This is a genomic window from Nitratidesulfovibrio sp. D1, from assembly GCF_051133415.1.
GTDB lineage: Bacteria > Desulfobacterota > Desulfovibrionia > Desulfovibrionales > Desulfovibrionaceae > Cupidesulfovibrio.
This window is the reverse complement of sequence record NZ_JBPGNZ010000001.1, coordinates 161,900-184,934: the sequence shown is the minus strand read 5'-3', so window position 1 is coordinate 184,934 and position 23,035 is coordinate 161,900. Positions and strand designations below refer to the sequence as shown.

Sequence of the window (23,035 nt, the reverse complement as noted above, 5' to 3'; positions counted from 1 at the left end):
GCGTCGTCGTAAATTCGGGTTCGCTGGCGGGGATGGTGGCGCGCTCGCCGCAGTGCCCGCCCGTGGTGAAGTCGTAGATGTGTCTTAGTGGTGGTCGAAGGGCGCGCCCCAATCGCCCTCGCGGACCCGGATGTACTTCAGGAAGGCGTAGAACGCCCCGTGCGCCGCGTTGATGTAGCCCGCCCGCCCGTCCAGAAAGCCCAGCTTGACCACGTACAGTTTCAGGAACCGGGCCAGGCCGTGCGCCGTGGCCACGGCCACGCCGCCCTGGCGGTCCTTGGCGCGCAGGTCGTCCGCGCCCTGCTGGGCGTAGGAGTTGATCTTGTCCAGGTGCTGGCGGAAGCTGTCGTACGGGTAGTGCAGGATGTCGCCGCGCAGGCGGCCGGTTTCGCCCTTGGGGTGGAACGAGTAGTGCGCGCCCGAGACGTGCACGTCCATCTTTTCGGGCCGGAACAGGCGCAGCAGGTAGTCCGGGTACCAGCCGCTGTGCTTCATGAACCGGTCGAAGTACCACGAGCGGCGGGGCACCCAATAGCCTGCCCGGCGTGCGTGGGTCCCGTGGCTGCCGTCGCCCCCGCGCACCTGCGCCCGCACGGCGGCCAGCACGCTTTCACGCAGTTCTTCGGTGCAGATTTCGTCCTGGTCCAGGCTGAACACCCATTCGGTGTCGATGACGGACAGGGCGTGGCGGAACTGCGGGCCGGGGCCTTCCCATGCGCGCTGGATGACCTCTGCCCCGGCCGCGCGGGCCATGTCCACGGTGCGGTCGGTGCTGAAGGAATCGACCACCAGGACCTTGTCGCAGAAGGACAGCGAGGCCAGGCACCTGTCGAGCAGGCGTTCGCCGTTGTAGGTGAGTACGAGGCCGGTGATGGCGGGGGGCATGCGGACCTGCCGTGGCGGCGGGGTTGAGGTTGGGGGAGGAAGAGGGGGCGAGTTGGTATTGCGTGGTTAGGGGCGAGCGGACACGTTGCCCGTAGAATCCGTCTTTTGCCGTCGGACGGCGTTGGCTCGGCGTTTTTGATGCTCACGTACAAGAGTACGCTGCGCTCAAAAAACGCCGATCCGCCTTGTCCGGCGGGCAAAACTCGTAATTCCTTGCATCGTGTCCGCACCAGCCACCCGCAGCGGAAGACCGCTGCGGGGTATAAGGAAGAAAGACAATTTCCCGTACAGCGGGAAGGCAAGAAAGACGGAGAAGTTAAACTCGGGGGTGCAGGGGGCTTTGCCCCCTGCCCGCCGGAGGCGTATAAAAAACCGATCATCCTCGTGCCGGCGACGTATCAAAGAATCCTTACCTACCCTTGCCGGTGACGATGTCGCGCACGGCCTCGATCACGTCGTCCACGTCCTGTTTGCTCAGCTTGGGCGAGATGGGCAGGGAGATGGTTTCGCGGCCGTAGGCCACGGCGTTGGGGTAGTCGTCCGGGTTCCAGCCGTAGTTCTTCCGGTAGTAGGGGTGTTCCGGAATGGCCAGGTAGTGCACCCCCACGCCGATCTTGCGGGCGGTCATCATGGGCAGCATGGCGTCGCGCGAGACGCCGCAGCCCGTCTCGTTCACCCGGATGGCGAACAGGTGGTAGGCGTGGCGGGTGTCCGGTTCCGGCGCGGCGGGCAGGCCCACGGGCAGGTCGGCGAAGGCGTGCATGTAGCGCTGCCACACGGCCTCGCGGCGCTTCCAGTAGTCTTCCACCCGCTTCAGTTGGTGGATGCCGAGGGCGGCTTGCATGTCCATCATGTTGTATTTGAAGCCGTGGTCCACGACATAGTAATGCTTGTAGCCCGAATCGGAGAAGCGGGCCCAGGCGTCGGCGCTCATGCCGTGCAGGCCCATGATCTTCATGCGGTCGATCTTGGCCTTGTCGCGCGAGAGGATCATGCCGCCCTCGCCGGTGACCACGTTCTTGGTGGCGTAGAAGCTGAAGCAGCCGATGTCGCCGATGTCCCCCGCCTGCCTGCCCTTGTAGGTGGTTTCGATGGCGTGGGCGCAGTCTTCGATGACGGCGAGATTGTGCCGCCGCGCGATGTCCATGATGGGGTCCATGTCGCAGGCGCGCCCGGCGAAGTGCACCACCAGCAAGGCCTTGGTGCGCGGGGTGATGCGGCGCTCGATGTCGGCCGGGTCGATGTTCTGGGTCGACGGGTCCACGTCGGCCAGCACCGGGGTGGCGCCGGAGTGGATGATGGCGTTCACCGAGGCGCAGAAGGTCATGGCCGTGGTGATCACCTCGTCGCCCCGCTCAAGGTCGAGGGCAAGGCAGGAAAGCTGGAGCGCGGCCGTGCACGAGTTGACGGCGGCGGCGTAGGGCATGCCCTTGTAGGCGGCGAAATCCTTTTCGAACTGGTGCACCTTGGGGCCGGTGCCGATCCACGCCCGCTTCATGCTGTCGAGCACTTCGTCCATTTCCGCCTGTTCGATGAGCGGCTGGCCGAAGACGAGGAAGGTGTCGCGCATGGGTGTTCTTTCTCCGGGGCCGGGCGGCGGGGCGGTGGGCCGTTCGCGCGCGGGGCCGGCTTTGCGTGGGGCGCGCGGGGCGCGCCGGGGGAGGGACGAAACCCCGTCCCGTGGGGGCTTGCGGCGGCGGGGCCGCCGGAGGGCGCGGCAGGCGGCGGAACGTTCGTGGTCCCGCCCGCGCGGCTGCCGCAGGGGAGCATACCCCCCGAACATACCCTAAGTCGCAGCCCGCGAAAAAGGGGGTCTTTCGACCCCCCTTTCATTCATGATGCATGCACGGTCTGCTCCATGCCGGTTGCGGCGCGGTGGCGTCCGTGCGGCATGGCGGCTTCCGTCCCGCGGTTAGGCTTCTTCCGCGCCCAGCTGCATGCGGACGAAGCGGCCGACGGTGACGTTTTCGCCCAGGGTGGCGATGACGTCGTTCAGCAGGTCGCGGATGGTCATCTTGTCGTCGCGGATGTACGGCTGTTCCAGGAGGCAGACCTCCTTGTAGAACTTCTTGATGCCGCCTTCAACGATCTTCTCGATGATGTTCTCGGGCTTGCCTTCCTCGCGCGCCTTCTGGCGGTAGACTTCGCGCTCGCGCTCGATGATGGCGGGCGCCACGGACTCGGCGTCCACGGCGGCGGGGTTGGTGGCCGCGATCTGCATGGCCACGTTCTTGGCGAATTCCTGGAACTTTTCGTTGCGGGCCACGAAGTCGGTCTCGCACTTCACTTCCACGATGACGGCGATCTTGCCGTTGGAGTGGATGTAGCTGCCGATGACGCCTTCGGAGGTGGCGCGTCCGGCCTTCTTGGCGGCCTTGGACAGGCCCTTCTGGCGCAGCCAGTCAACGGCCTTTTCGAGGCTGCCGCCGTTTTCTTCCAGGGCCTTCTTGCAGTCCATCATGCCGGCGCCGGTCTTTTCGCGCAGTTCCTTAACCATCTGGGCGGTAATTGCCATTGTGCGGTCTCCCTGAGATGTCGTGGAGGTCTGGTTACTCGGCGGCGGGGGCGTCAGCGACGGCTTCGGGCGCGGCTTCGGGGGCAGGCGCGGCCTTGGGCGCGGCGGCCTTCTTCAGTTCTTCCTCGGCGTCCTTGCCCTTGCGTTCCTTGCGCATGGCGTCGCCTTCCATGCAGGCGTCGGCGATGGCGGCCACGAAGAGCTTGATGGCGCGGATGGCGTCATCGTTGCCGGGAATGACGAAGTCGATCAGGTCGGGATCGCAGTTGGTATCGGTGACCGCCACGATGGGGATGCCGAGCTTGCGGCATTCCTTCACGGCGATGTCTTCGCGGTGCGGGTCCACGATGAAGGCGAGCTGGGGCAGGCGGTCCATTTCCTTGATGCCGCCAAGGGTGGCCAGCAGCTTGTCCATCTCGCGCTGCATGCGCAGGATTTCCTTCTTCTGGTACTTGTTGACGGTGCCGTCGGCGAACATGGCTTCCAGCTTCTTCAGGCGGTCGATGCTCTTCTGGATGGTGGTGAAGTTGGTCAGCGTGCCGCCCATCCAGCGGTTGGTCACGTAGAACTGCCCGGCGCGTCCGGCTTCCACGGCCACGGCCTCCTGGGCCTGGCGCTTGGTGCCGATGAACACCACCTTGCCGCCGTTGACCACGGTGTCCACCACCTTGTCATGGGCGGTGCGGAACAGCTTCACGGTCTGCTGCAGGTCGATGATGTGGATGCCGTTGCGGGCGCCGAAGATGAAGGGGCGCATCTTGGGGTTCCAGCGGCGGGTCTGGTGACCGAAGTGCACGCCGGTTTCCAGCATCTGCTTCATGGAAACATAAGCCATTTCAGAACTCCTTGCGGGTTTTTTCTTCCACACCGGCCATGGCCCTTCAACCCGCGCCGCTCGTGGCGTGGCGGGCACCCCAGGCCGAAACCGGAGTGTGCTTGGTGTAAAAGGCAGGAATGCATACGCCAGATTGGCGCGGATGGCAAGCGGCGGGAGAGCGGATGGCGAAAATCCGCGCGATGCCGGGCGGGGCGATGCCTGCGCCGGGCAGGGCGGTCCCGCCTACTGCAACGGCACCTCGGCGTGTTCGTCCGCGTCCGGCGCGGCCAGCACGGGGTTGATCAGCAGGCCCACCTGCTCGATTTCCACGCGCACCTCGTCGCCGGGCACGATGGGCCCCACGCCCACGGGGGTGCCGGTAAGGATCAGGTCGCCGGGCAGCAGGGTCATGACCCGCGAGATGGCGCTGACCATTTCGTGCGGGGTGAACAGCATGTCGGCGGTGTTGCCCTGCTGGCGCACCTCGCCGTTGACCAGGGTGCGCACGGCCAGATTGGCGGTGTCGGGCAGGTCGGTCTCTATCCACGGGCCCACGGGGCAGAAGGTGTCGTAGCCCTTGCAGCGGCCGAACAGGCCGTCGCGCCGTTGCTGGTCGCGGGCGGTGACATCGTTGGCGCAGGTGTAGCCGAAGATGTTCGCGGGCACGGCATCGGGCGTGATGTTGCGGCACTGCCGCCCCACCACCAGCGCCAGTTCGCCCTCGTAGTCCACCCGGCCCACGCCCTGGGGCACCAGGATGGGCTGGCCGCTGCCGATGACGGCGGTGGGCGCCTTCAGGAAGAATATCGGCTCATCCGGCACGGGAAAGCCGATTTCCGCCGCGTGGTCACGGTAGTTCATGCCCGCGCAGACGATCTTGGAGGGGGCCACCACCGGCAGGATGGAAAGTTCCGCCAGCGGGATGGGGTCCTTCAGGCCCAACTGGTGGTTCAGGCACACCACGCCGTCGTCCTGCAACGCGCCAAAGAACACGCTGCCCTTGTATTGCACCCGTACCACGCGCATGTCGCCGCTCCGCTCCGGCGGGCCGGTGCCCGCCGCGTTGCATGGCCATTGTCCGAAATTGGGGTCTGCCCGGCCCGCGCGAGGCCCGCACGATGGCTGTCGCCCGGCAGGCAATGGCGGCCGGGGAAATATCAGATGGTGGTCACCACGGGCACCACGATGGGGTCCCGTTCCAGCACCTTGCGGAAGAACCGCCGCAGCGACGAACGGATGCGGTCCTGCAACCGTTCCGTCTCGCCGGGCGGGATGTTCTCGAAGATATCCAGCACGATGCACTTTGCGTCTTCCAGCACGTGGTTGTAGTGCTGCTCGAACACGAAGCCCTTGGACAGCATTTCCGGGCCGTGCAGCACTTCCCAGCCCGTGTCGTCCACCACCAGCACCACGATGACCATGCCCTCGCCGCCAAGGATGTGCCGCTCCTTGAGCACGGAATGGCCCACGTCGCCCACGCCCTTGCCATCCACAAGGATGAACTCCACCGGCACGTGCTCTTCGAAGCGCACGCCATCCGGGGTGAGGGTGATGGGGTCGCCGTTTTCGAGGATGATGGTGCGCTCCGGCGCAACGCCGCATTCCTGCGCCAGGCGGCAGTGCTTGACCAGGTGGCGGTATTCGCCGTGCACGGGCACGAAGTGGCGGGGCCGCACCGCCTCGATCATGGCGCGCAACTCGTCGCGGTGGGCGTGGCCCGACGCGTGGATGGAGCGCACCTTGTCGTAGTAGACTTCCGCCCCCAGCCGGTACAGCTGGTTGATGAGCTTGGTGATGGCCCGCGCGTTGCCGGGGATGAAGCGCGAGGACATGACCACCGTGTCGCCCCGGTGGATGGAAAGCTGCTTGTGCTCGCCCATGATGATGCGCGACAGGGCCGACAGCGGTTCGCCCTGCGAGCCGGTGACCAGCAGCACCAGGTCGCGGTCGGCCATGGGGGGCATGGTCACGGCGTCGAGAATCATGCCCGCCTCGGCCCGCAGGAAGCCGAGGTTGCGCGCGATTTCGATGTTGTTCATCAGGCTGCGGCCGCTGACCACCACCTTGCGCCCGAATTCGCGCGCCAGGTCGAACACTTCCTGGATGCGCTGGATGTGGCTGGAGAACAGGGTGATGACGATGCGGCCTTCCGCTTCCTGGAACAGCTGGCGGAAGGTGTCCATGATCTCGCGCTCGCCCAGCGAATGGCCGTCGCGCTCGATGTTGGTGGAGTCGGACAGCAGCAGGCGCACGCCCTGGTCCCCGGCGAAGTCGCGGAACAGCGCAAGGTCGGTGCCGGGGCCGGACAGGGGGTTGGGGTCGATCTTGAAGTCGCCGGTGTGCACCACGCGGCCCGCCGGGGTTTCCACGGCCAGGGCGTACCCTTCGATGATGGAATGGCACACGGGCAGGAAACGGAAGGTCATGTCGCCCAGCGTCAGAGGCGCGTCCGGCGAGACGGGCATCAGTTCCACGCGGTCGGCCAGGCCGTGCTCGCGCAGTTTGTGCTCGACGAGGGCGAGGGTGAAGCGCGAACCGTAGATGGGGGCCTTCAGGTGGGGCATCAGCCAGGGCAGGGCGCCGATGTGGTCCTCGTGCGCATGCGTCAGCACGATGCCGCGCACCCGGTGGCGGTTCTGCAGCACGTGGTCGAAGCGCGGAATCACCACGTCCACGCCGAGGTGGTAGTCTTCGGGGAACATCAGGCCGCAGTCCACCAGGACCATGGAGTCTGGCGTGGACCAGATCTGGCAGTTCAGGCCGATCTCTCCGAGTCCGCCAAGGGGGGTAATGGTCAGGTGCGGGGTCTGGTCCGCCATGCGAGGGGCTCCACTCTGGTTGCGCGTCGGGTGCTGGTGCGAAAGGCACGGGTTAGTTCCTCTTGCTACCGTAAAAAGGCGGCCCTCACAAGGGGATGCGGCGCGCGCACCGATGCGTGCCGTTCGGCTGAACAGTCCTTGGCGAGGAAGGCCGGGGAGGGGGCGAAGCGGAACGCCGCGCCACCCGGTGCGGGCGGCGCGGCTGTGGTTGCGGGGCATGATAATTCCGCACCGGGTATGTGCGATGAATGTTCAACCGATGCGCAACGATTGTCCGATGCGGTACGGTTCGCCAAGGCTAGGAGGGCTTGCGGCGCACCTCCACCCCGGCCAGCTTTTCCCAGTGGCGGATCAGCGCGCCGTGGTCGGCGTCGCCCAGGCCGTCGGCCATCAGGCCCTGCATCACTTCCATCAGTTGCGCGGCCAGCGGCAGGGACACGTGCAACTCGCGCGAGGTTTCCAGCACGTTGCCCAGATCCTTGGCGTGCAGTTTGATGCGGAAGCCGGGCGCGAACTTGCCGTCCATGACCAGCGGGGCCTTGGCGTCCAGCACGGTGCTGCCCGCAAGGCCGCCCCGGATGGCCTGGTAGACCAGGTCCGGGTCCGCCCCGGCGCGGGTGGCCAGCACCAGCGCTTCGGACATGGCCGCGATGTTGCCCGCCACCACGATCTGGTTGGCCAGCTTGGCCACGTTGCCCGCGCCCACCTCGCCCACGCGCACCACCGAGGCGGCCATGGCCTTGAGCACCGGCAGGCAGGCGTCGAAGTCCGCCTGCGCGCCGCCCACCATGACCGACAGGGTGCCGTCGATGGCCTTGGGCTCGCCGCCGCTCACCGGGGCGTCCAGCATGCGGATGGACTTCTTCGCCAGTTCCGCCGCGATCTCGCGGCTGGCCAGCGGGGCGATGGAACTCATGTCCGCCACGATGCAGCCGGGGGCCGCGCCCTCGGCGATGCCGCCGGGGCCAAGGGCCACCTCGCGCACCTCGGGCGAGTTGGGCAGCATGGTGATGACCACGTCCGATGCGGCGGCCACGGCGGCGGGGCTTTCCGCCGCCTTCGCCCCTTCGGCGGCCATGGCCCGCAGCTTGTCCCCGTTGCGGGTGTACGCGGTGACCGGAAATCCGGCCTTGAGCAGGTTGCGGCACATGGGGGCGCCCATGATGCCCAAACCGATGAATCCGATGCGTTGCATGGCGTGCTCCTTTGCTGCGGTATGGCGGCCGTGGCGTTGCGGCGGCCGCCCGTGACGGTGCGTGGTTCGCGCGTGGCCGGGGTCAGGACGGCCGGTGCCGTTCCAGGCTTTCGAGGTTGCAGAAATCGCGGTGGGCGGCGTGGTCGATGGGGTAGTCCCACGAACCGCTGCGCAGTTCCACGCGGCCCCCGAACCCGGTCTTGAAACGGTGCAGCCCGTGGAAGGGGTGGGCCGGGTCCAGCCCCGGCGGCACCGCGCCCATGTCGTAGGCGGCGCAGCCGCGCTGGCGGGCCAGCCGCATGGCCTTCCAATGCATGGCGTAGGGGGCCATGTACTGGCGCTTGTGGTCGGCCGAGGCCCCGTACAGGAAGTGCGCGGTGGCCCCGCACAGGGCCACGATGGCCCCGGCCAGCACGTCCGCGCCGTGGCGGGCCAGCAGGAACAGCAGTTCGGCGTCGCGGCCGGGAGACGTCGTTTCCGCCCGATCCGGGCAGATGGGGTTGGCCGGAGTGGAGTCCGGCGGGGTGGGGGCCAGCGGACCCGTGGGGTTCAGGGCGTGCATGCGGGCGCGGAACAGCGCCCGGAACTGTTCGTAGCCGCAGGGTGCAAAGCCGTTGCGCAGGGCGGTCTGGCGGTACAGCCCGTGGAACACCGGCAGCATGTCCGGCAGGGCGGGGTCCACCCGCACGCCCTTTCGCGCCGCAAGGCCGATGTTGTAGCGGGTCTTGGGCTTCATGCGCGCCAAGATGTCCTGCTCCGTGCCGGTCAGGTCCACCACCAGCGAACTGGCCACGGTCATGTCGCGGTGGGCCTTTTTGAGGTTCCAGTTGCGGGTGCCCATGTTCATGCGCATCTCGCGGATGCGCGGCTCCGGGTAGGCGTTGCTGCCGTAGGTGCGCATGTCGTCGGCATAGGGCGAGGCCCACGGCAGGTCGTAGCGGATGAACGCCACGGACGGGCCAAGGCTGCGGGCCAGCGCTTCGGAAAGGTCTTCGAGGAACGGGCCGTAGTCTTCCGCGGCGGGGGCGTGTTCCGGCCCCTGCGGCACGCAGGCCATGGCGCGGCCGCGCCCCATGGGTTGCAGCAGCACCAGCACGTCGCCGTGGCGTTCTGTGGCGGCCAGGTCGAACGCTTTCGGCGTGTATCCCAGCCGGGCCTTCACCTGCGCCCAGTATCCCGTCTGGAACAGGATGTCGGTGGGCAGCAGCGCATCGGTCCGTTTCGATGAAAGCTCGAACATGTCTAATCCCTGTTGAGGTTGATGGGCGCCGTCAGGCGCGGTCCGTGACGAGGGGAGGGGGCAGGCCCCCGCGCGGGGTGCTCGTGTCCATGCGGATGGTTCCTTGCGTCGTGTGACGGTTCATGCCCGCTGCGCGTAGTCGCGCATCCAGTCCAGCGAGGCCAGCGTATCGGGCGCGGGCACGTACTCCAGGCCGATATGCCCGGCGTAGCCCAGGCGGTCCAGTTCGGCGAACAGGAAGGGGTAGTTGATCTCGCCGGTGCCGGGCTGGTGGCGGCCCGGCGTGTCCGCGATCTGGACGTGCCCGATGCGGTCCATGTGGGCGCGCAGGGTGGCGGCCAGTTCGCCCTCCTCGCGCTGGGCGTGGTAGACGTCGTACTGCAACAGCACGTTGGGGCGGTCCACCTCGTCCATCAGGCGCAGCACCTGCGCGGTGGAGTGCAGGAAGAAGCCGGGAATGTCCTTGCGGTTGATGAATTCCACCAGCAGCACCAGCCCGGCCTCGGCCAGCCGGTCGGCGGCGAAGCGCACGTTGCCCGCCAGGGTGGCCCACGCGGCCTGCGCGGCGGTGGGGTCGTTGTCCGGCACCTTGCCCGCCAGGCAGTTCAGGCGGGGCACGCCAAGGGCCTTGGCGTAGGCGACGGCGCGGTCCACCCCGGCCCGGAATTCCGCCTCGCGGCCGGGCAGGGCGGCGATGCCGCGTTCTCCGGCGGCCCAGTCGCCCGCGGGCAGGTTGAACAGCACCTGGGTCTGGCCGTTGTCGCGCAGCAGCGCGGCCAGCGTTTCCGGGGCGTGGTCGTAGGGGAACAGGTATTCCACCGCGTCGAAGCCCGCCGCCCGCGCGGCGGCGAAGCGTTCGGTGAACGGCAGGTCGGTGAACAGCATGGTCAGGTTGGCGGCGAATCTGGGCATGGTCGCTCCTCTTGTGGGTGCGTTGGACGGTGACGGGGGGACAGGCGTCAGTCTGGGGCGGGGTGCGTCAGCCGGCGTTGGGCGGCGTCGGCTGTTGCAGCGCCTGCCGCAGCGCCGCCAGCGACGGCGCGATGTGGCGGCGCATGGCCGCGCCGCTGGCCGCCGGGTCGCCCCGGCGCAACCCTTCGATGACGGCCAGATGGTCGGGCACGGTGTCCTCCCACGGGCGGGGGGTGCCGTGCAGGTAGGCGGCGGCCAGCATGCTCACCGGGTCCATGGCCGCGCGCAGGAACGGATTGCCGGAAAGCTCGGCCAGCCGCCGGTGGAAGGCCCGGTCGCGCTCCACGTATGTCTGGTGCGCCTCGGGCGTGTCCGGCAGGCTCGCCATGGCCCGCCATTCCCCGGCCATGCGGTCGGCCTCGTCCGGGGCGATGCGCGTGGCGGCCAGTTCCGCCGCCAGCGGTTCCAGCCGTTCGCGCAGTTCGAACAACTGCACCAGTTCCAGCGGCGAAAGTTCGCGCACCCGGAACCCCCGGCGGGGGATGGCCCGCAGCAAGCCTTCCTGGGCCAGCCGCTTCAGGGCGTTGACCAGCGGGGTCCGGCTGACGCCAAGGCGCACGGCCAGCGCTTCCTGCGCCACGCGCTGGCCGGGGGCCAGCACGCCGTCGGCGATCATGGTCCGGATGCGGCCGTAGACCTTCTCGTCGAGGTTCTCGTGCCGGATGGCGGCAAGGCCGTCGTCCGGCATGCTGGCGGCTGGAGCGGCATCGGCGCCACGTGCGAGGATGCCAGGGTTGGGCTTGGGGTGCTTCATGAGGCAACCCTAGCCGGGGACAGGGAACGGGTCAACCATTTTGCATGCAGAATGCAAAAATGAAGATGGCGCGGTTCGAGTCCACGGCACGCACTTTCGCAACGCAAGCGCCGCCCCCGGAACTCCGGGGGCGGCGCACTCGTTTGCACTGGTCTTCGCCTTCACTCAACTGGCAGCGCCAGCTTCGGCTACTCCTCGCCGCGCTCCTTCCTGTAGTCGGCGATGACCTTTTCGGCCACCGGCGGCGGCGCTTCCTCGTAGTGGTCGAATTCCATGGTGAACACGCCCTGCCCGCCGGTCATGGAGCGCAGGTCGGGCGCGTAGCGCAGCACTTCGCTCATGGGCACGTGGGCCTTGATCTCGGTGATGCCCACCTGCGAGTCGGAGCCCAGCACCTTGCCGCGCCGCGACGACAGGTCGCCGATGACGTCGCCCATGTATTCGTCGGGCACGGAAACGGTCAGCAGCACGATGGGTTCGAGCAGGGTGGGCTTCATCATTTCCATGGCCTTCTTGAAGGCCAGCGAGCCCGCGATCTTGAACGCCATTTCCGACGAGTCCACGGTGTGGTAGCTGCCGTCGTACAGCTTCACCTTGAAGTCCACCACCGGGCACCCGGCAAGGTAGCCGCGCGCGGCGGCCTCCTGCACGCCCTTGTCCACGGCGGGGATGTACTGGCGGGGGATGGAGCCGCCCACCACCGCATCCTCGAACACGTAGCCGGAACCGCGCGGCAGCCCTTCCATCTCGATCCAGCAGTCGCCGAACTGGCCGCGCCCGCCGGACTGCTTCTTGTGCCGCCCCTGCACCTGCGCCTTGCCCCGCACGGTTTCGCGGTAGGGCACCTTGGGCGTCTTGAGCAGGATTTCGGTCTTGTAGCGGCGCTTGGCCTTTTCGACGGAAAGCTCGATGTGCAGCTGGCCCATGCCGGAAAGCAGGATGTCGCTGGTTTCCTCGTCGCGGGCCAGCTTGAGGGTGATGTCCTCGTCCAGCAGCTTGTGCACGGCGGCGAACACCTTGTCCTCGTCGCCCTTTTCCTTGGGCGCGAGCGCATAGGTGATCAACTGCGGCGGCATGGCGGGCCTGGGCAGCGCGAAGGGGTTCTTTTCGTCGCACAGCGTGTCGCCGGTGCGGGTGCCCTTCAGCTTGGCCACGGCCACCACCGCGCCGGGGCCCAGCACGTCCTTGCAGGGGGTCTGGGTCTTGCCGGTGAGGTACAGCAGCGAGCCCAGGCGTTCCGGCTCGCCGGTGGTCATGTTCTTCAGGGTGGATTCGGTGGAGACGGTACCCGAAAGCACCCGGATCAGGCTGAGCTGCCCGGCGAAGGGATCGGCCAGGGTCTTGAACACGAAACAGGCGGCCGGGGCGTCCGGGCTGCTGGCCCGCTCGTTGCCGTCGGCGTCCAGCCACGCGGCGCGTTGCAGGGGCGAGGGCAGCAGCCGGTCGATGGCGTCGAGCAGTTGCGCGCCGCCCTTGTTCTCGATGGCGGCGCCGGCCACCACGGGCACCAGGTCGCCCGCCAGCACGCCCTTTTGCAGGCCCAGGGCCATTTCCTCGGGGGTCAGTTCGCCCTCTTCGAGGTATTTTTCCATCAGGGTTTCGTCGGCCTCGGCGATGTTCTCGATGGTGGTCTCGCGCAGGGCGGCCACGTCGTCGGCCATGTCGGCGGGAATCTCGCCCTCGGTCACCTTGCCGTCGTCGCCGAAGAACAGGGCCTTGCCTGCCAGCACGTCCACCAGCCCCTTGAAGTTGGCCTGCTGGCCGATGGGCATGTACAGCAGCACCGGCCGCATGCCGAGGATGGCGGAAAGGCCGGAAAAGGCCATGTCGAAGTCGGCCCGGTCGCGGTCCACCTTGTTGATGAACACGGCGGCGGGCAGCCCGGCCGCCCGCACCGACTGCCACAGCTTGCGGGTGAGCGGCCGCACGCCGTCCACCGCGTCGATGACGAAAACGGCGGCATCGACGCCCGAAAGCAGGTAGCCGATGTCGCCGATGAAGTTGTTGTCGCCGGGAATGTCGAGCAGGAAGTGGCGGGAACCGTTGCGCTGCAAGGTGGCCAGGGCGGGCTGGATGGAGCCGCGCCGCTTGGTTTCCTCCGGCTCGAAGTCGAGGGCGGTGGTGCCCTCCTCGATTTTGCCGAGGCGGCCGACCACGCCCGCCTGATACAGCAGCATTTCGGCGAGCGAGGTCTTACCGCAACCTCCGGTTCCTACGAGAGCATAGGTTCTTTGGGTTTCCAACGCCTTGGACATAATCCGTCTCCCTTGTTCCTGATGGTTGTGGAGATGAAATCCCTGCCGGGCAGGGCGCAGTGTCCATGAATGCGTGATGCCGCCAACAAAACCGTGTTCCGTTCGTGCTTCCTCGTGCGGGGCGTCGTGCCTGCGGCGTCGTGCGCCGCCGTGGCTGCCTGGGCTGCGGTTGTCGCGCCGTCGGGCGTTCTCCCCCGTGTCGTGTGGCGTATCGTCCGGTTTTCGGGCGGCGATGCGGGTTGGGGTTTGCGAAGGCGCGTTGCCGGTCCGTAACCGTTCCGCGCGGGAATCATGACCGTACCGGACGTGCCGCCGGGCCTTGCCGATGGCTTTCCAGTTACGTAAGTCATAGGAAGACGTTAAGAAAGATGTCAAGGGCAATCTGGACAGCGCCCCGGCGATCCGCGTCCCGCAACGGTTTGCGGGCGTCGCCCTGCCTGGGGGGGGATGGGGCGTGTCGGACGGGGCGTGTCGGGTGGGGCTCCGGCGGGACGGAGTGCCGGCTGACACGGACCGGTCCCGCCGACCGGCCCCCCTTGCGCGAGGCACACCTTTCGCGGCATGGAGTATGACATGATACGCGGCTTGATTCTGGGCGGCCTGTTCGTCCTCCTGATCTACCTGCTGTTGCGCTACGTGTGGCGGACCCGCCCGGAAAACCCGCGCGACGTGCTGCGCGAGGAACTTTCGCGCCGCCGGGCCGTAGGCGAAAGCGCCACGGGCATGGCCGAACGGCTGCGCGACGTGGCCCGCGAGCGGCTGCGCCCGGTGGCCGCCGCCCTGGCCGAAATGCGCGAGGAATTGCCCGAGGACCAGCGCTTCGAGGTGCGGGACGACGGCGACACCCTGACCGTGGAGGCGGGCGGGCGGACCATCGTGGTCACCCACAACGCGCTCACGGTGCTGCTGGGCGACCGCGACGGCGAGGGCCGCCCCGGCGGGGACGGCGTCCGCCGCCCCCTGCGCGACGAACGCTACGGCATCCGCGTGGACGGCGCCCTCGAGGAGCACGCCGACCTTGCCGGAACGGTGCGGCGGCTGGCCTCGCTCATTGCCGACGCGGTGGCCGGGCGGCCATCCACGTAGCGGACGGAGCCTCCGGCCCGGCGCATTGCCCGCGCCCGACTGTGCCAACTGCGCCCGGCTGCGCCCGGTCACGATTGTCACGCGGGGGCGCTGCTGCTAGGATGCGCCGACGATCCGCACTCCCTTGCCCGGTTCCATCGAACGATGCGGCGCGCGCGCCGAACGAGGTATCCATCATGTCCGACGACTCCAACGAAGTGAAACTGTTCGCCCTGTCCACCTGCATCCACTGCAAGAACACCAAGCAGTATCTTGAAGAGCATGGCGTGGACTACAAGTGCGTGTTCGTGGACCAGCTGGAAGGCGACGAGCGCAAGGCGGTGCTGGAGGAAATCCGCGCCCACAATCCCAAGCTGTCCTTCCCCACCCTGGTCTGCGGCAACGGCCGCGTCATCGTGGGCTTTCACAAGGAAGACATCAAGGAGGCGCTTGACCTATGAGCGGCCCCGCCACCCCCCAGGCGCTGCACGACATGCTGCGCAAGATTCAGGAACCCAAGGGGTACTTCTTCAACAAGGACATGGACATGACCATGCCCCTGCTGGAAAGCCTGCTGGTGAACAAGGAACGCTACGGCTACATGGCCTGCCCCTGCCGCCTGGCCCTCGGCGAGTTCGAGAAGGACCGCGACATCGTCTGTCCCTGCGTGTACCGCGAGGAGGACGTGAAGGAATTCGGGGCCTGCTTCTGCGGGCTGTACGTGTCGCAAGCCTGGAACGACGGCGAGATTCCGCATGAGGTGGTGCCGGAGAGACGGCCGCCGGAGAAATTGTTTGGATAGTTGCCTCGCCAGTTGATGCGGCCTCTTGACTACCGACCCAAACAAAACGCCGCCGGATTCCCGAGGGAGTCCGGCGGCGTTTTTGTGTTGTTTGTTTGGGCCGGGCGTGTGGGTATCCGCTAGGGCCTGTTGCCACTATGAGGGATTTTGTTCTCTGCCAAGGAAGAATGGTTTTTTATGGAGGGAGTATACTTTTGTGGTATTCGACCGAAATAAAAAACATTCTGACGCCGGCAGAGGGCAAAAGGCCCATAGTGGTGCAGGCCCTATGCGCCGAAGGCGGCCGCATGCCGCGCCGCAAACTGCTCCGGCGTGAAGGCGTGTTCCTGGGTGCCGTAGTGCTCCACGCAGAAGCTGGCGCAGGTGGCGCCCATGCGGGCGGCCTCCACCACGTCCCTGCCGTCCACCAGGCCCTTGATGAGCCCGGCGCGGTAGGCGTCGCCCGCGCCGGTGGGGTCCAGCACCCGGTCGGCCTTGACGGCGGGCACCAGCACCGGGCTGCCGTTGTCGATGCGCGAGCCGTGCTCGGACATGGTGGTGATGATCCATCCGGTGCGTTCCAGCAGTTCCGCCTTGGTGCGGCCGGTGGCCTTCATGATCATTTCCAGTTCGTAGTCGTTGCTGACCAGCATGTGCGCCCCGCAGATGGTTTCGTACAGCTGGTCGCCGGACAGGGCGGGAATCTGCTGGCCGGGGTCGAAGATGTAGCGCACGCCGCGTTCGCGGAACATGCGCGGCAGGCCCACCATGTCGTCCACGTTGCCGGGCGAGACGATGGCGATGTCCGCCGCCGCGTCCAGCGCGGGGAAGGGGTATTCGCACGGAAAGCGCATGGCCGCCGGGTTGAAGCCGGTGATCTGGTTGTCGCTCTGGTCGGTGGTGATGTAGGCCCCGGCGGTGAACTGGTCGTCCAGTTTGCGGACGCCGTCCTGCGGCAGGCCCAGCCTGTCCAGTTCCTCGGCGTAGCGGTCGAAGTCCTTGCCCACGCAGCACAGGACGTGCGGCTTCTCGCCAAGCAGGGCCAGGCTGTAGGCGATGTTGCCCGCCGTGCCGCCGCGCTTTTCCTCCAGCCGGTCGATGAGAAAGCACACGTTCAGGATGTGTATCTTTTCCGGCAGGATGTGGTCCGCGAACTTGCCGGGAAAGTTCATGATGCGGTCGTAGGCGAGGGAACCGGAAACGTAGATGGACATGCTAGGGCTCCTTGCGGGTTTCTTCGTCGATCCAGCCGAGAAAGGCGGCGCTGCCGCCGGTGATGGGCAGGGCCACCACGCAGGGCACCTCGTAGGGGTGCAGTTCCAGCACCGCCTGGGTCAGGGCGGGCACGAGGGCGTCGGCGGTCTTGGCGATGAACGCGGTTTCGGTGTCGGTCTGGATGTCGCCCGCCCAGCGGTAGATGGACCGGATGGACCCCAGCACGTTGACGCACGCGGCAAGGCCCCGTTCCACCAGGATGCGGCCGATGCGCTCGGCCTCTTCCGGGTTGGGAGCCGTCATGTACATGATGACCGCCATGGGAACCTCCTGCGGTGGTGGTGCGGTGTCCGCCGCCCATGTGCATAGCGGAGAAGCCACCGCACGGCAACGCGATGGTCATGGTCCCGCCGCCGGAATGTCGCGGAACGGCCGGGTGGCGCGCCCGGACAGGCGCGCGTCGGCGTTCTCCCCCGCATGGTTGCGGGGCGTGGCCCGGCATGGCATATACTGGCGGACGCGCGGTTGCCGGGCCGTTGTCTGGCCCTGGCCCATCTCCCTTTTCTCCCTTTTCCCTGTCCGGCAGCCGCGCGCACATCCCTTCACGGAGCCTTTCATGCAGACCGCCGACCGCGCGGCCAGGGTGCTCGAACTCCTGCGCCTGCGCTACCCCACCCGCGACACGCATCTGGTGGCCCGCAACGCCTGGGAACTGCTGGTGGCCACGGTGCTGGCCGCCCAGTGCACCGACGTGCGCGTGAACCAGGTGACCCCCGGCCTGTTCCGCCGCTGGCCCGGCCCGGCCGAGCTTGCCCGCGCCACGCAGGAAGAACTGGAAGAGGTCATCCGTTCCACCGGCTTCTACCACAACAAGGCCACCAACCTGCTGGGCGCGGCCCGCCGCGTGACCGAGGCGCACGGCGGCGAGGTGCCCCGCACCATGGCCGAACTGGTGCAACTGCCGGGCGTGGCCCGCAAGACCGCCAACGTGGTGCTGTGGGGGGCCTACGGCATCAACGAGGGCATCGCCGTGGACACCCACGTCAAGCGCATCTCCTTTCGCATGGGCTTTACCGAATCCACCGACCCGGTGCGGATCGAGCGCGACCTGATGGCCCTTTTCCCGCGCGATGCCTGGGGCGACGTGAACCACATGCTGGTGTGGTTCGGCCGCCACGTGTGCGACGCGCGCGCCCCGCGCTGCGGCGAATGCGAGATGATCGAGGTCTGCCCGCGCCACGGGGTGGGGGAAAAGCCCGGCGCTGCCGCCAGAGCCCCCGCCAAGGCCCCGTCCAAATCCCGCCGCGGCGGCAAGCCATGATCACCTCCACCTTCCGCCACCTGCCCGGCGTGGGCGCGGCCTTCGAGGAACGCCTGTGGCGCGGGGGCTGCCTGACCTGGGAGGACGCGGCCGCGCGCGGCGACATTCCCTGCCGCCGCCACGAGGCGGGCACCTTCGCCACCGGCATCGCCGATTCGCACGCGCGGCTCGCGGCGGGCGACGCCGCGTGGTTCGGCCGCCGCCTGGGCGCGGCGGACCAGTGGCGGCTGTTCGCCACGTTCCGCCACCAGGCGGCCTACGTGGACATCGAAACCACGGGCCTCGGCTGGCCGGAATCGCACATCACCACCATAGCCCTGTGGGACGGGCGGCAACTGCGCACCTACCGGCATGGCGACAACCTGGAAGCCTTCGCCGACGACATCCGCGACTACCGGCTGCTGGTGACCTTCAACGGGCGCGGCTTCGACGCGCCGTTCATCGAGCAGACCTTCCGCCAGAAGCTGGACATGGCCCACCTGGACCTGCGCTGGGTGCTCAAGCCGCTGGGCTACACCGGCGGGCTGAAACGGGTGGAGCGGGCCTTCGGACTGGATCGCGGCGGGCTGGCCGGGGTGGACGGCTACACCGCCGTGCTGCTGTGGCGCCACTGGCGGAACAGCGGCGACGAACGCGCCCTGGAAACCCTGCTGGCCTACAACGCCGAAGACGTGCTGACCCTGGAACCGCTGGCGGTGCATGCCTACAACGCCCACCTGGCCGGGCTGCCCGCCCTGCCGGAACACCCGCTGCCGCAGTGCGGCCGGGCCGACAACCCCTTCCGCGCCAGCGCCGAGGTGCTGCGCAAGGTGGGCGTGCGGGCGGCGTAGGCGTCTGCGTCCCCCGCCCCGCGCCCCGCGACGGCGGGTTTCATCCCGGCGCGTTCCGTTCCCTCCGCATTCTCCCCGCCCGTCCCCCCGCCGCGTGCCCGGCGGGAAGGGCCGTATTGTTGCGCCCGATGCGGAAAAACAATTGCCCGTGGCGCGCCGTGTGGCATACTGAAGCGCACGTCACGACCTTTCAGGGGGGCCGCATGAGCCAGACCAACATCCTGCTGGAATCGGGCACCAACGAGCTCGAAATCATCGAATTCTACATCGAGGAAACCCTGCCGGGGGGCAAGGTGTACCGGGGCTATTACGGCATGAACGTGGCCAAGGTGCTGGAGATCATCCGGCGGCCCACGGTCACCGGCGTGCCCAGCAAGCATCACCCGGCGGCGCTGGGCACCTTCAACCTGCGCGGCCGCGTGCTGCCCCTGGTGGACCTGGGCGGATGGCTGGGCAAGCAGGTGGTGGCCAGCGATACGCTGAAGGTCATCGTCTCCGAGTTCAGCGGCAGCACGGCGGAAGCCGTGGTGGCCGCGGCCTCGGTGCCCGAGCCGTGGCACGTGCTCATCGCCGACGACTCCTCGGCCATCCGCAACATGATCGGCAGCACCCTGGAGAAGGCGGGCTTTCACGTCACCCGCACCAGCAGCGGGCGCGAGGCGTGGGACGTGCTGTCCGGCTGGCGCAAGCGGTCCGAGGAGGAGCGCAGGCACATTTACGACTACGTGGACCTGGTGGTGTCGGACATTGAGATGCCCGAGATGGACGGCCACAACCTGACCCGGCGCATCAAGGAAGACCAGGTGTTGCAGAAGCTGCCGGTGGTGCTGTTCTCTTCGCTGATCACCGACGCCCTGCGCCACAAGGGCGCCGCCGTGGGCGCCGACGATCAGATATCCAAGCCCGACCTGCCCGGCCTTACCGGACGGGTGCGCGGCCTGATCGAACGGTTCCGCCAGCGGACGTCGGCCGCGTGAGCCCGCGCGCCGCCCACGGCGGCGTGGTCCGGGGGCGGCATCCCGCACCGGCGGCTAACGGAGTTCCCATCTTTTCACGACCATGGTAGTGTCGCCACCGTTCAATGGAGTGGCGCGCCCCCATGGCCGGGACTTGTCCGCCAAGCTGCGCCAGACAGGGCCAGACAGAGAAAACACCGGGGGACATCGGGGGCGCAGGGACGGGGTACAGGCAGAACGCCGGACCGCAGGCAGGCCGTTGGCGGCGGCGGACCGGCAAAGGGGGGAGACATCATGGAACGCAGGCGCCATGCGCGCGTCTTTCTGAAGGCTTACGGGTTGAACCAGTCCTGTCGCGTGCACATGGGCGGCATGGACCGCATCGCCCAACTCATCGACATCAGCCCCGGCGGCTCGCGCCTGCTGCTGGACGACGGCGGGCCCGTGCCCCCGCAGGGCATGCGCGGCGTGCTGCTGCGGGGCGAGAACTTCCGGCTGGCCTACCTGGTGGACGTGGCCTACACGGTGGCCTGGGTCAACGGCAGCGAATTCGGGGCCAGTTTCGACGTGGACCTGGACGCCTCGGTGTCGGGCCTGCAGGCGGATCTGGCCGATCTTGCGGGATAGCGGCCGATAGTGGCCGGGCTGGCCGGGCTGGCCGGGTCGGCCGGGTCTGCTGGAACAGGGCGCAACGTGAAAAGGGCGGGGAGCATGCTCCCCGCCCTTGCGTTTGTCCGTAGAATTCCGGGGCGGCCCGGCGTGCGCTACACCTTGGCGGCGGTGCGCAGGTCGGCCACGGCGTCGCACTGCTCCCAGGTGAACTCGGGCAGTTCGCGGCCGAAGTGGCCGTAGCAGGTGGTCTTGCTGTAGATGGGGCGGTTCAGGTCAAGGCGCTTGATGATGTGGTACGGGCGAAGGTCGAACACTTCGCGCACGGCGCGGGTCAGCACTGCGTCCGACAGTTCGCTGCTGCCCAGCGACGAGACCAGCACGGAAACCGGCTCGGCCACGCCGATGCAGTAGGCGATCTGCACTTCGCACTTGGGGGCCAGGCCCGCCTTGACCACGTTCTTGGCGATGTAGCGGCCCATGTACGCGCCCGAGCGGTCCACCTTGGAGGCGTCCTTGCCCGAGAACGCGCCGCCGCCGTGGTGGCCCGCGCCGCCGTAGGTGTCCTGGATGATCTTGCGGCCGGTCAGGCCGCAGTCGCCCATGGGGCCGCCGACGACGAAGCGCCCGGTGGTGTTGATGAAGATTTCGCAGGCGTCGGCCATGAGGCCCTCGGGAAGGGTCTTTTTGATCACTTCCTCGATGATGCCTTCGCGGATGGTGGCGTTGGACACGTTGTCGGCATGCTGCGACGAGACCACCACGTTGTTGATGTGCACGGGCTTGCCGTCCACGTATTCAAACGAAACCTGGGTCTTGCCGTCGGGCCGCAGGAAGTCGAGGACGCCGTCCTTGCGCACCTTGGTCAGGCGCTGCGAAAGCTGGTGCGCCCAGTAGATGGGGGCGGGCATCAGGGAGGGGGTTTCATCGCAGGCGAAGCCGAACATCATGCCCTGGTCGCCCGCGCCCTGGTCTTCGGGGTTGCCCCGGTCCACGCCCTGGGCGATGTCGCCCGACTGCTTGTCGATGGAGGAAATGACCGCGCAGGTCTTCCAGTCGAAGCCCATGTCCGAGTTGCAGTAGCCGATGTTGCGGATGGTCGAGCGCACCACCTCGGGCAGGTCGGCGAAGCCCTTGGTGCGGATTTCGCCCGCGATGAAGGCCATGCCGGTGGTCACCAGCGTTTCGCAGGCCACGCGGGACATGGGGTCCTGCGCCAGCAGCACGTCGAGCACGGCGTCGGAAATCTGGTCGGCGACCTTGTCGGGGTGGCCTTCGGTGACGGATTCGGACGTGAAGAAGTAGCGGCCTTTTCCGGGAATCATGCGGTCCTCCTGATGATGCGCGCGTGGCCCCGGCGTGTGGCCTGCGCCCCGGCATGCGGTGCGGGCGCGGCGGGCTCGGGCGCGTTTCGATGCGTGGGTTGCGGTTTCGGGTGCGGCGGCTCGGGAGCCAGGGCCAAGGGGCCAGGGGCTGTTTCCAAATTAGGATTTTCGTTCGTTGGCAAGGAAAACGAGCTTGCCATGAGGGAGTATACTCTTATCGTATTCGACCGATATGGCAGGCGAAGTTTGACCGCGTTGCGCACGATGCCCGTAAGGCTCGCAAACTCGCCTAACGGGCACGCTACGCGCCCTTCGGGTCGGATGCCAACGGGTGAAAAGACAATTTCGAGACAGCCCCTAGTCCCCGGCCAGCAGCATGTTGTCGATAAGCCGGGCCTTGCCCAGGCGGAAGGCCACCGCGCACAGGGCCGCGTCGGTGATGCGCGCCAGCGGCTCCAGGGTTTCCGGGTGCACGATGGACACGTAGTCCTCCTGCGCCAGGGGCAGGCTTTCCCGCCAGTAGCGGCGCATGGCCTCGGCCACGGCGGCGGCGTCGCGTTCGCCCCCCTGCACCAGCGCCCGCCCAAGGGCCAGGCCGTGGTGGATGTTGGGGGCCTGGGCGCGCTCCTCGGCCGAAAGGTAGACGTTGCGCGAACTCATGGCCAGGCCGTCGGCCTCGCGCACGATGGGGCGGCCCACCACCTCCACGGGCACGTTCAGGTCGCGCGCCATGCGGCGGATGATGGCCAGCTGCTGCCAGTCCTTCTGGCCGAACACGGCGGTGCGCGGCATGGCCAGCTGGAACAGCTTCATGACCACGGTGCACACCCCCCGGAAATGGGTGGGGCGCGAAACGCCGCACAGCGTGCCCGCCAGCGTGGGCACTTCTACCCAGGTGGCGTAGTCCGCCGGAAACATGTCCGCGGGCTGGGGGGTGAACAGCACGTCGGCGCCGTTGGCCTCGGCCACGGCGGCATCGCGTTCGAGGTCGCGCGGGTAGGCGGCCAGGTCTTCGCCGGGGCCGAACTGCGTGGGGTTCACGAACAGGCTGACCACCACCTTGTCCCCCGCCGAGCGGGCGTAGGACATCAGGCTTTCGTGCCCGGAATGGTAGTAGCCCATGGTGGGCACCAGCACGGTGTGCTGGCCGTCGGCCCGCCAGCGGAGGCAGGTCTGCTGCAACGTGCGGGGATCGGTGAGTATCTGCATATCAAGTTATCCGAATATTGTTGTGTAGGCGGGTATACACGCAGCCCGCCCTGATGTCCAGCGAAAACGGCGACCGATATGGATGGCACGAAGCGGGCATGGCGCAGCGACGGCGGCGCGGGCCGGAGCGGTGCCCGCCCGGCAGGTTTGTCCGTGTGGCGCCGGGAACAGCAAAACCCGTACCGGGATGTACCGACGGCCCGGCGCCTTGCGCATTCCGCGTTCCGGCCGCGCTTGACGGAGGCGGTGGCTGCGGGCAAGAGCAGGGTCGG

The 23,035-nt window shown here is 67.8% G+C and carries 22 protein-coding genes; 7 read left to right on the top strand and 15 right to left on the bottom strand.

Translation table 11 applies throughout. The features are described 5' to 3' along the window. Positions 1-84: 84 nt before the first annotated feature. From ACR4XJ_RS00790 to ACR4XJ_RS00740, 11 genes are all read right to left on the bottom strand, one after another. Positions 85-885: a glycosyltransferase family 2 protein gene (locus ACR4XJ_RS00790; protein ID WP_434753419.1), complete on the bottom strand. Its 801-nt coding sequence runs from the start codon at positions 883-885 to the stop codon at positions 85-87. A 409-nt stretch (positions 886-1,294) separates the two neighbouring features. Further along, positions 1,295-2,455 carry a DegT/DnrJ/EryC1/StrS family aminotransferase gene (locus tag ACR4XJ_RS00785; protein WP_434753418.1) on the bottom strand — a complete coding sequence of 387 codons (1,161 nt, stop codon included), beginning with the start codon at positions 2,453-2,455 and terminating at the stop codon, positions 1,295-1,297. 342 nt (positions 2,456-2,797) lie between these two features. Then, positions 2,798-3,400 (bottom strand): translation elongation factor Ts, encoded by a 603-nt coding sequence (gene tsf / locus ACR4XJ_RS00780; RefSeq protein WP_434753417.1) that lies wholly within the window; start codon positions 3,398-3,400, stop codon positions 2,798-2,800. Between the two features lie 34 nt (positions 3,401-3,434). Beyond that, a complete protein-coding gene (gene rpsB, locus ACR4XJ_RS00775) occupies positions 3,435-4,235 on the bottom strand; it encodes a 30S ribosomal protein S2 (RefSeq protein WP_434753416.1) in 801 nt (266 codons plus the stop codon). 225 nt (positions 4,236-4,460) lie between these two features. Then, the gene (locus tag ACR4XJ_RS00770; RefSeq protein ID WP_434753415.1) at positions 4,461-5,243 is read right to left on the bottom strand and encodes a fumarylacetoacetate hydrolase family protein; all 783 of its coding nucleotides are present in this window, start codon (positions 5,241-5,243) and stop codon (positions 4,461-4,463) included. A 131-nt stretch (positions 5,244-5,374) separates the two neighbouring features. Beyond that, positions 5,375-7,036 (bottom strand): ribonuclease J, encoded by a 1,662-nt coding sequence (locus ACR4XJ_RS00765; RefSeq protein ID WP_434753414.1) that lies wholly within the window; start codon positions 7,034-7,036, stop codon positions 5,375-5,377. A 298-nt stretch (positions 7,037-7,334) separates the two neighbouring features. Next, positions 7,335-8,357, bottom strand: a complete 1,023-nt coding sequence (gene garR / locus ACR4XJ_RS00760; protein WP_434753840.1) for a 2-hydroxy-3-oxopropionate reductase — start codon at positions 8,355-8,357, stop codon at positions 7,335-7,337. Further along, entirely contained in the window at positions 8,314-9,471 is a 1,158-nt protein-coding gene (locus ACR4XJ_RS00755) for a lipid II:glycine glycyltransferase FemX (protein ID WP_434753413.1), read from the bottom strand. The genes garR and ACR4XJ_RS00755 overlap by 44 nt, the downstream gene beginning before the upstream one ends. 120 nt (positions 9,472-9,591) lie before the next feature. Beyond that, a complete protein-coding gene (hyi, locus tag ACR4XJ_RS00750; RefSeq protein WP_434753412.1) occupies positions 9,592-10,383 on the bottom strand; it encodes a hydroxypyruvate isomerase in 792 nt (263 codons plus the stop codon). 67 nt (positions 10,384-10,450) lie between these two features. Beyond that, positions 10,451-11,197, bottom strand: a complete 747-nt coding sequence (locus ACR4XJ_RS00745) for a GntR family transcriptional regulator (RefSeq protein WP_434753411.1) — start codon at positions 11,195-11,197, stop codon at positions 10,451-10,453. Between the two features lie 188 nt (positions 11,198-11,385). Next, on the bottom strand, positions 11,386-13,452 hold the full coding sequence (locus tag ACR4XJ_RS00740; RefSeq protein WP_434753410.1) for an elongation factor G: 2,067 nt from the start codon (positions 13,450-13,452) through the stop codon (positions 11,386-11,388). A gap of 573 nt (positions 13,453-14,025) precedes the next feature. Here ACR4XJ_RS00740 and ACR4XJ_RS00735 point away from each other — a divergent pair. From ACR4XJ_RS00735 to ACR4XJ_RS00725, 3 genes are all read left to right on the top strand, one after another. Then, on the top strand, positions 14,026-14,538 hold the full coding sequence (locus ACR4XJ_RS00735; protein WP_434753409.1) for a hypothetical protein: 513 nt from the start codon (positions 14,026-14,028) through the stop codon (positions 14,536-14,538). Between the two features lie 176 nt (positions 14,539-14,714). Continuing rightward, positions 14,715-14,978, top strand: coding sequence for a glutaredoxin family protein (locus tag ACR4XJ_RS00730; protein ID WP_434753408.1), 264 nt, complete (start codon positions 14,715-14,717; stop codon positions 14,976-14,978). Beyond that, positions 14,975-15,319 carry a ferredoxin-thioredoxin reductase catalytic domain-containing protein gene (locus ACR4XJ_RS00725; RefSeq protein ID WP_434753407.1) on the top strand — a complete coding sequence of 115 codons (345 nt, stop codon included), beginning with the start codon at positions 14,975-14,977 and terminating at the stop codon, positions 15,317-15,319. The genes ACR4XJ_RS00730 and ACR4XJ_RS00725 overlap by 4 nt, the downstream gene beginning before the upstream one ends. A gap of 266 nt (positions 15,320-15,585) precedes the next feature. Here the strand turns inward: ACR4XJ_RS00725 and ACR4XJ_RS00720 are convergent, their stop codons facing one another. Together ACR4XJ_RS00720 and cutA are read right to left on the bottom strand one after the other, a co-directional pair. Then, positions 15,586-16,512, bottom strand: a complete 927-nt coding sequence (locus ACR4XJ_RS00720; protein WP_434753406.1) for a carbohydrate kinase family protein — start codon at positions 16,510-16,512, stop codon at positions 15,586-15,588. 1 nt (position 16,513) lies between these two features. After that, entirely contained in the window at positions 16,514-16,834 is a 321-nt protein-coding gene (gene cutA, locus ACR4XJ_RS00715) for a divalent-cation tolerance protein CutA (RefSeq protein WP_434753405.1), read from the bottom strand. Between the two features lie 295 nt (positions 16,835-17,129). On the opposite strand from cutA, the gene nth reads away from it, so the two are divergent. The 4 genes from nth (at position 17,130) to ACR4XJ_RS00695 (ending at position 20,247) form a co-directional block, all read left to right on the top strand. Then, on the top strand, positions 17,130-17,834 hold the full coding sequence (nth, locus tag ACR4XJ_RS00710) for an endonuclease III (RefSeq protein WP_434753404.1): 705 nt from the start codon (positions 17,130-17,132) through the stop codon (positions 17,832-17,834). Then, positions 17,831-18,664, top strand: coding sequence for a ribonuclease H-like domain-containing protein (locus tag ACR4XJ_RS00705; protein WP_434753403.1), 834 nt, complete (start codon positions 17,831-17,833; stop codon positions 18,662-18,664). The genes nth and ACR4XJ_RS00705 overlap by 4 nt, the downstream gene beginning before the upstream one ends. Before the next feature lie 203 nt (positions 18,665-18,867). After that, the gene (locus tag ACR4XJ_RS00700) at positions 18,868-19,641 is read left to right on the top strand and encodes a chemotaxis protein (RefSeq protein ID WP_434753402.1); all 774 of its coding nucleotides are present in this window, start codon (positions 18,868-18,870) and stop codon (positions 19,639-19,641) included. Between the two features lie 273 nt (positions 19,642-19,914). After that, positions 19,915-20,247, top strand: a complete 333-nt coding sequence (locus ACR4XJ_RS00695; protein WP_434753401.1) for a PilZ domain-containing protein — start codon at positions 19,915-19,917, stop codon at positions 20,245-20,247. Positions 20,248-20,384: 137 nt separating this feature from the next. Here the strand turns inward: ACR4XJ_RS00695 and metK are convergent, their stop codons facing one another. Then, entirely contained in the window at positions 20,385-21,554 is a 1,170-nt protein-coding gene (gene metK / locus ACR4XJ_RS00690; RefSeq protein ID WP_434753400.1) for a methionine adenosyltransferase, read from the bottom strand. A 357-nt stretch (positions 21,555-21,911) separates the two neighbouring features. Further along, positions 21,912-22,763: a pantoate--beta-alanine ligase gene (panC, locus tag ACR4XJ_RS00685; RefSeq protein ID WP_434753399.1), complete on the bottom strand. Its 852-nt coding sequence runs from the start codon at positions 22,761-22,763 to the stop codon at positions 21,912-21,914. Positions 22,764-23,035: the final 272 nt, after the last annotated feature.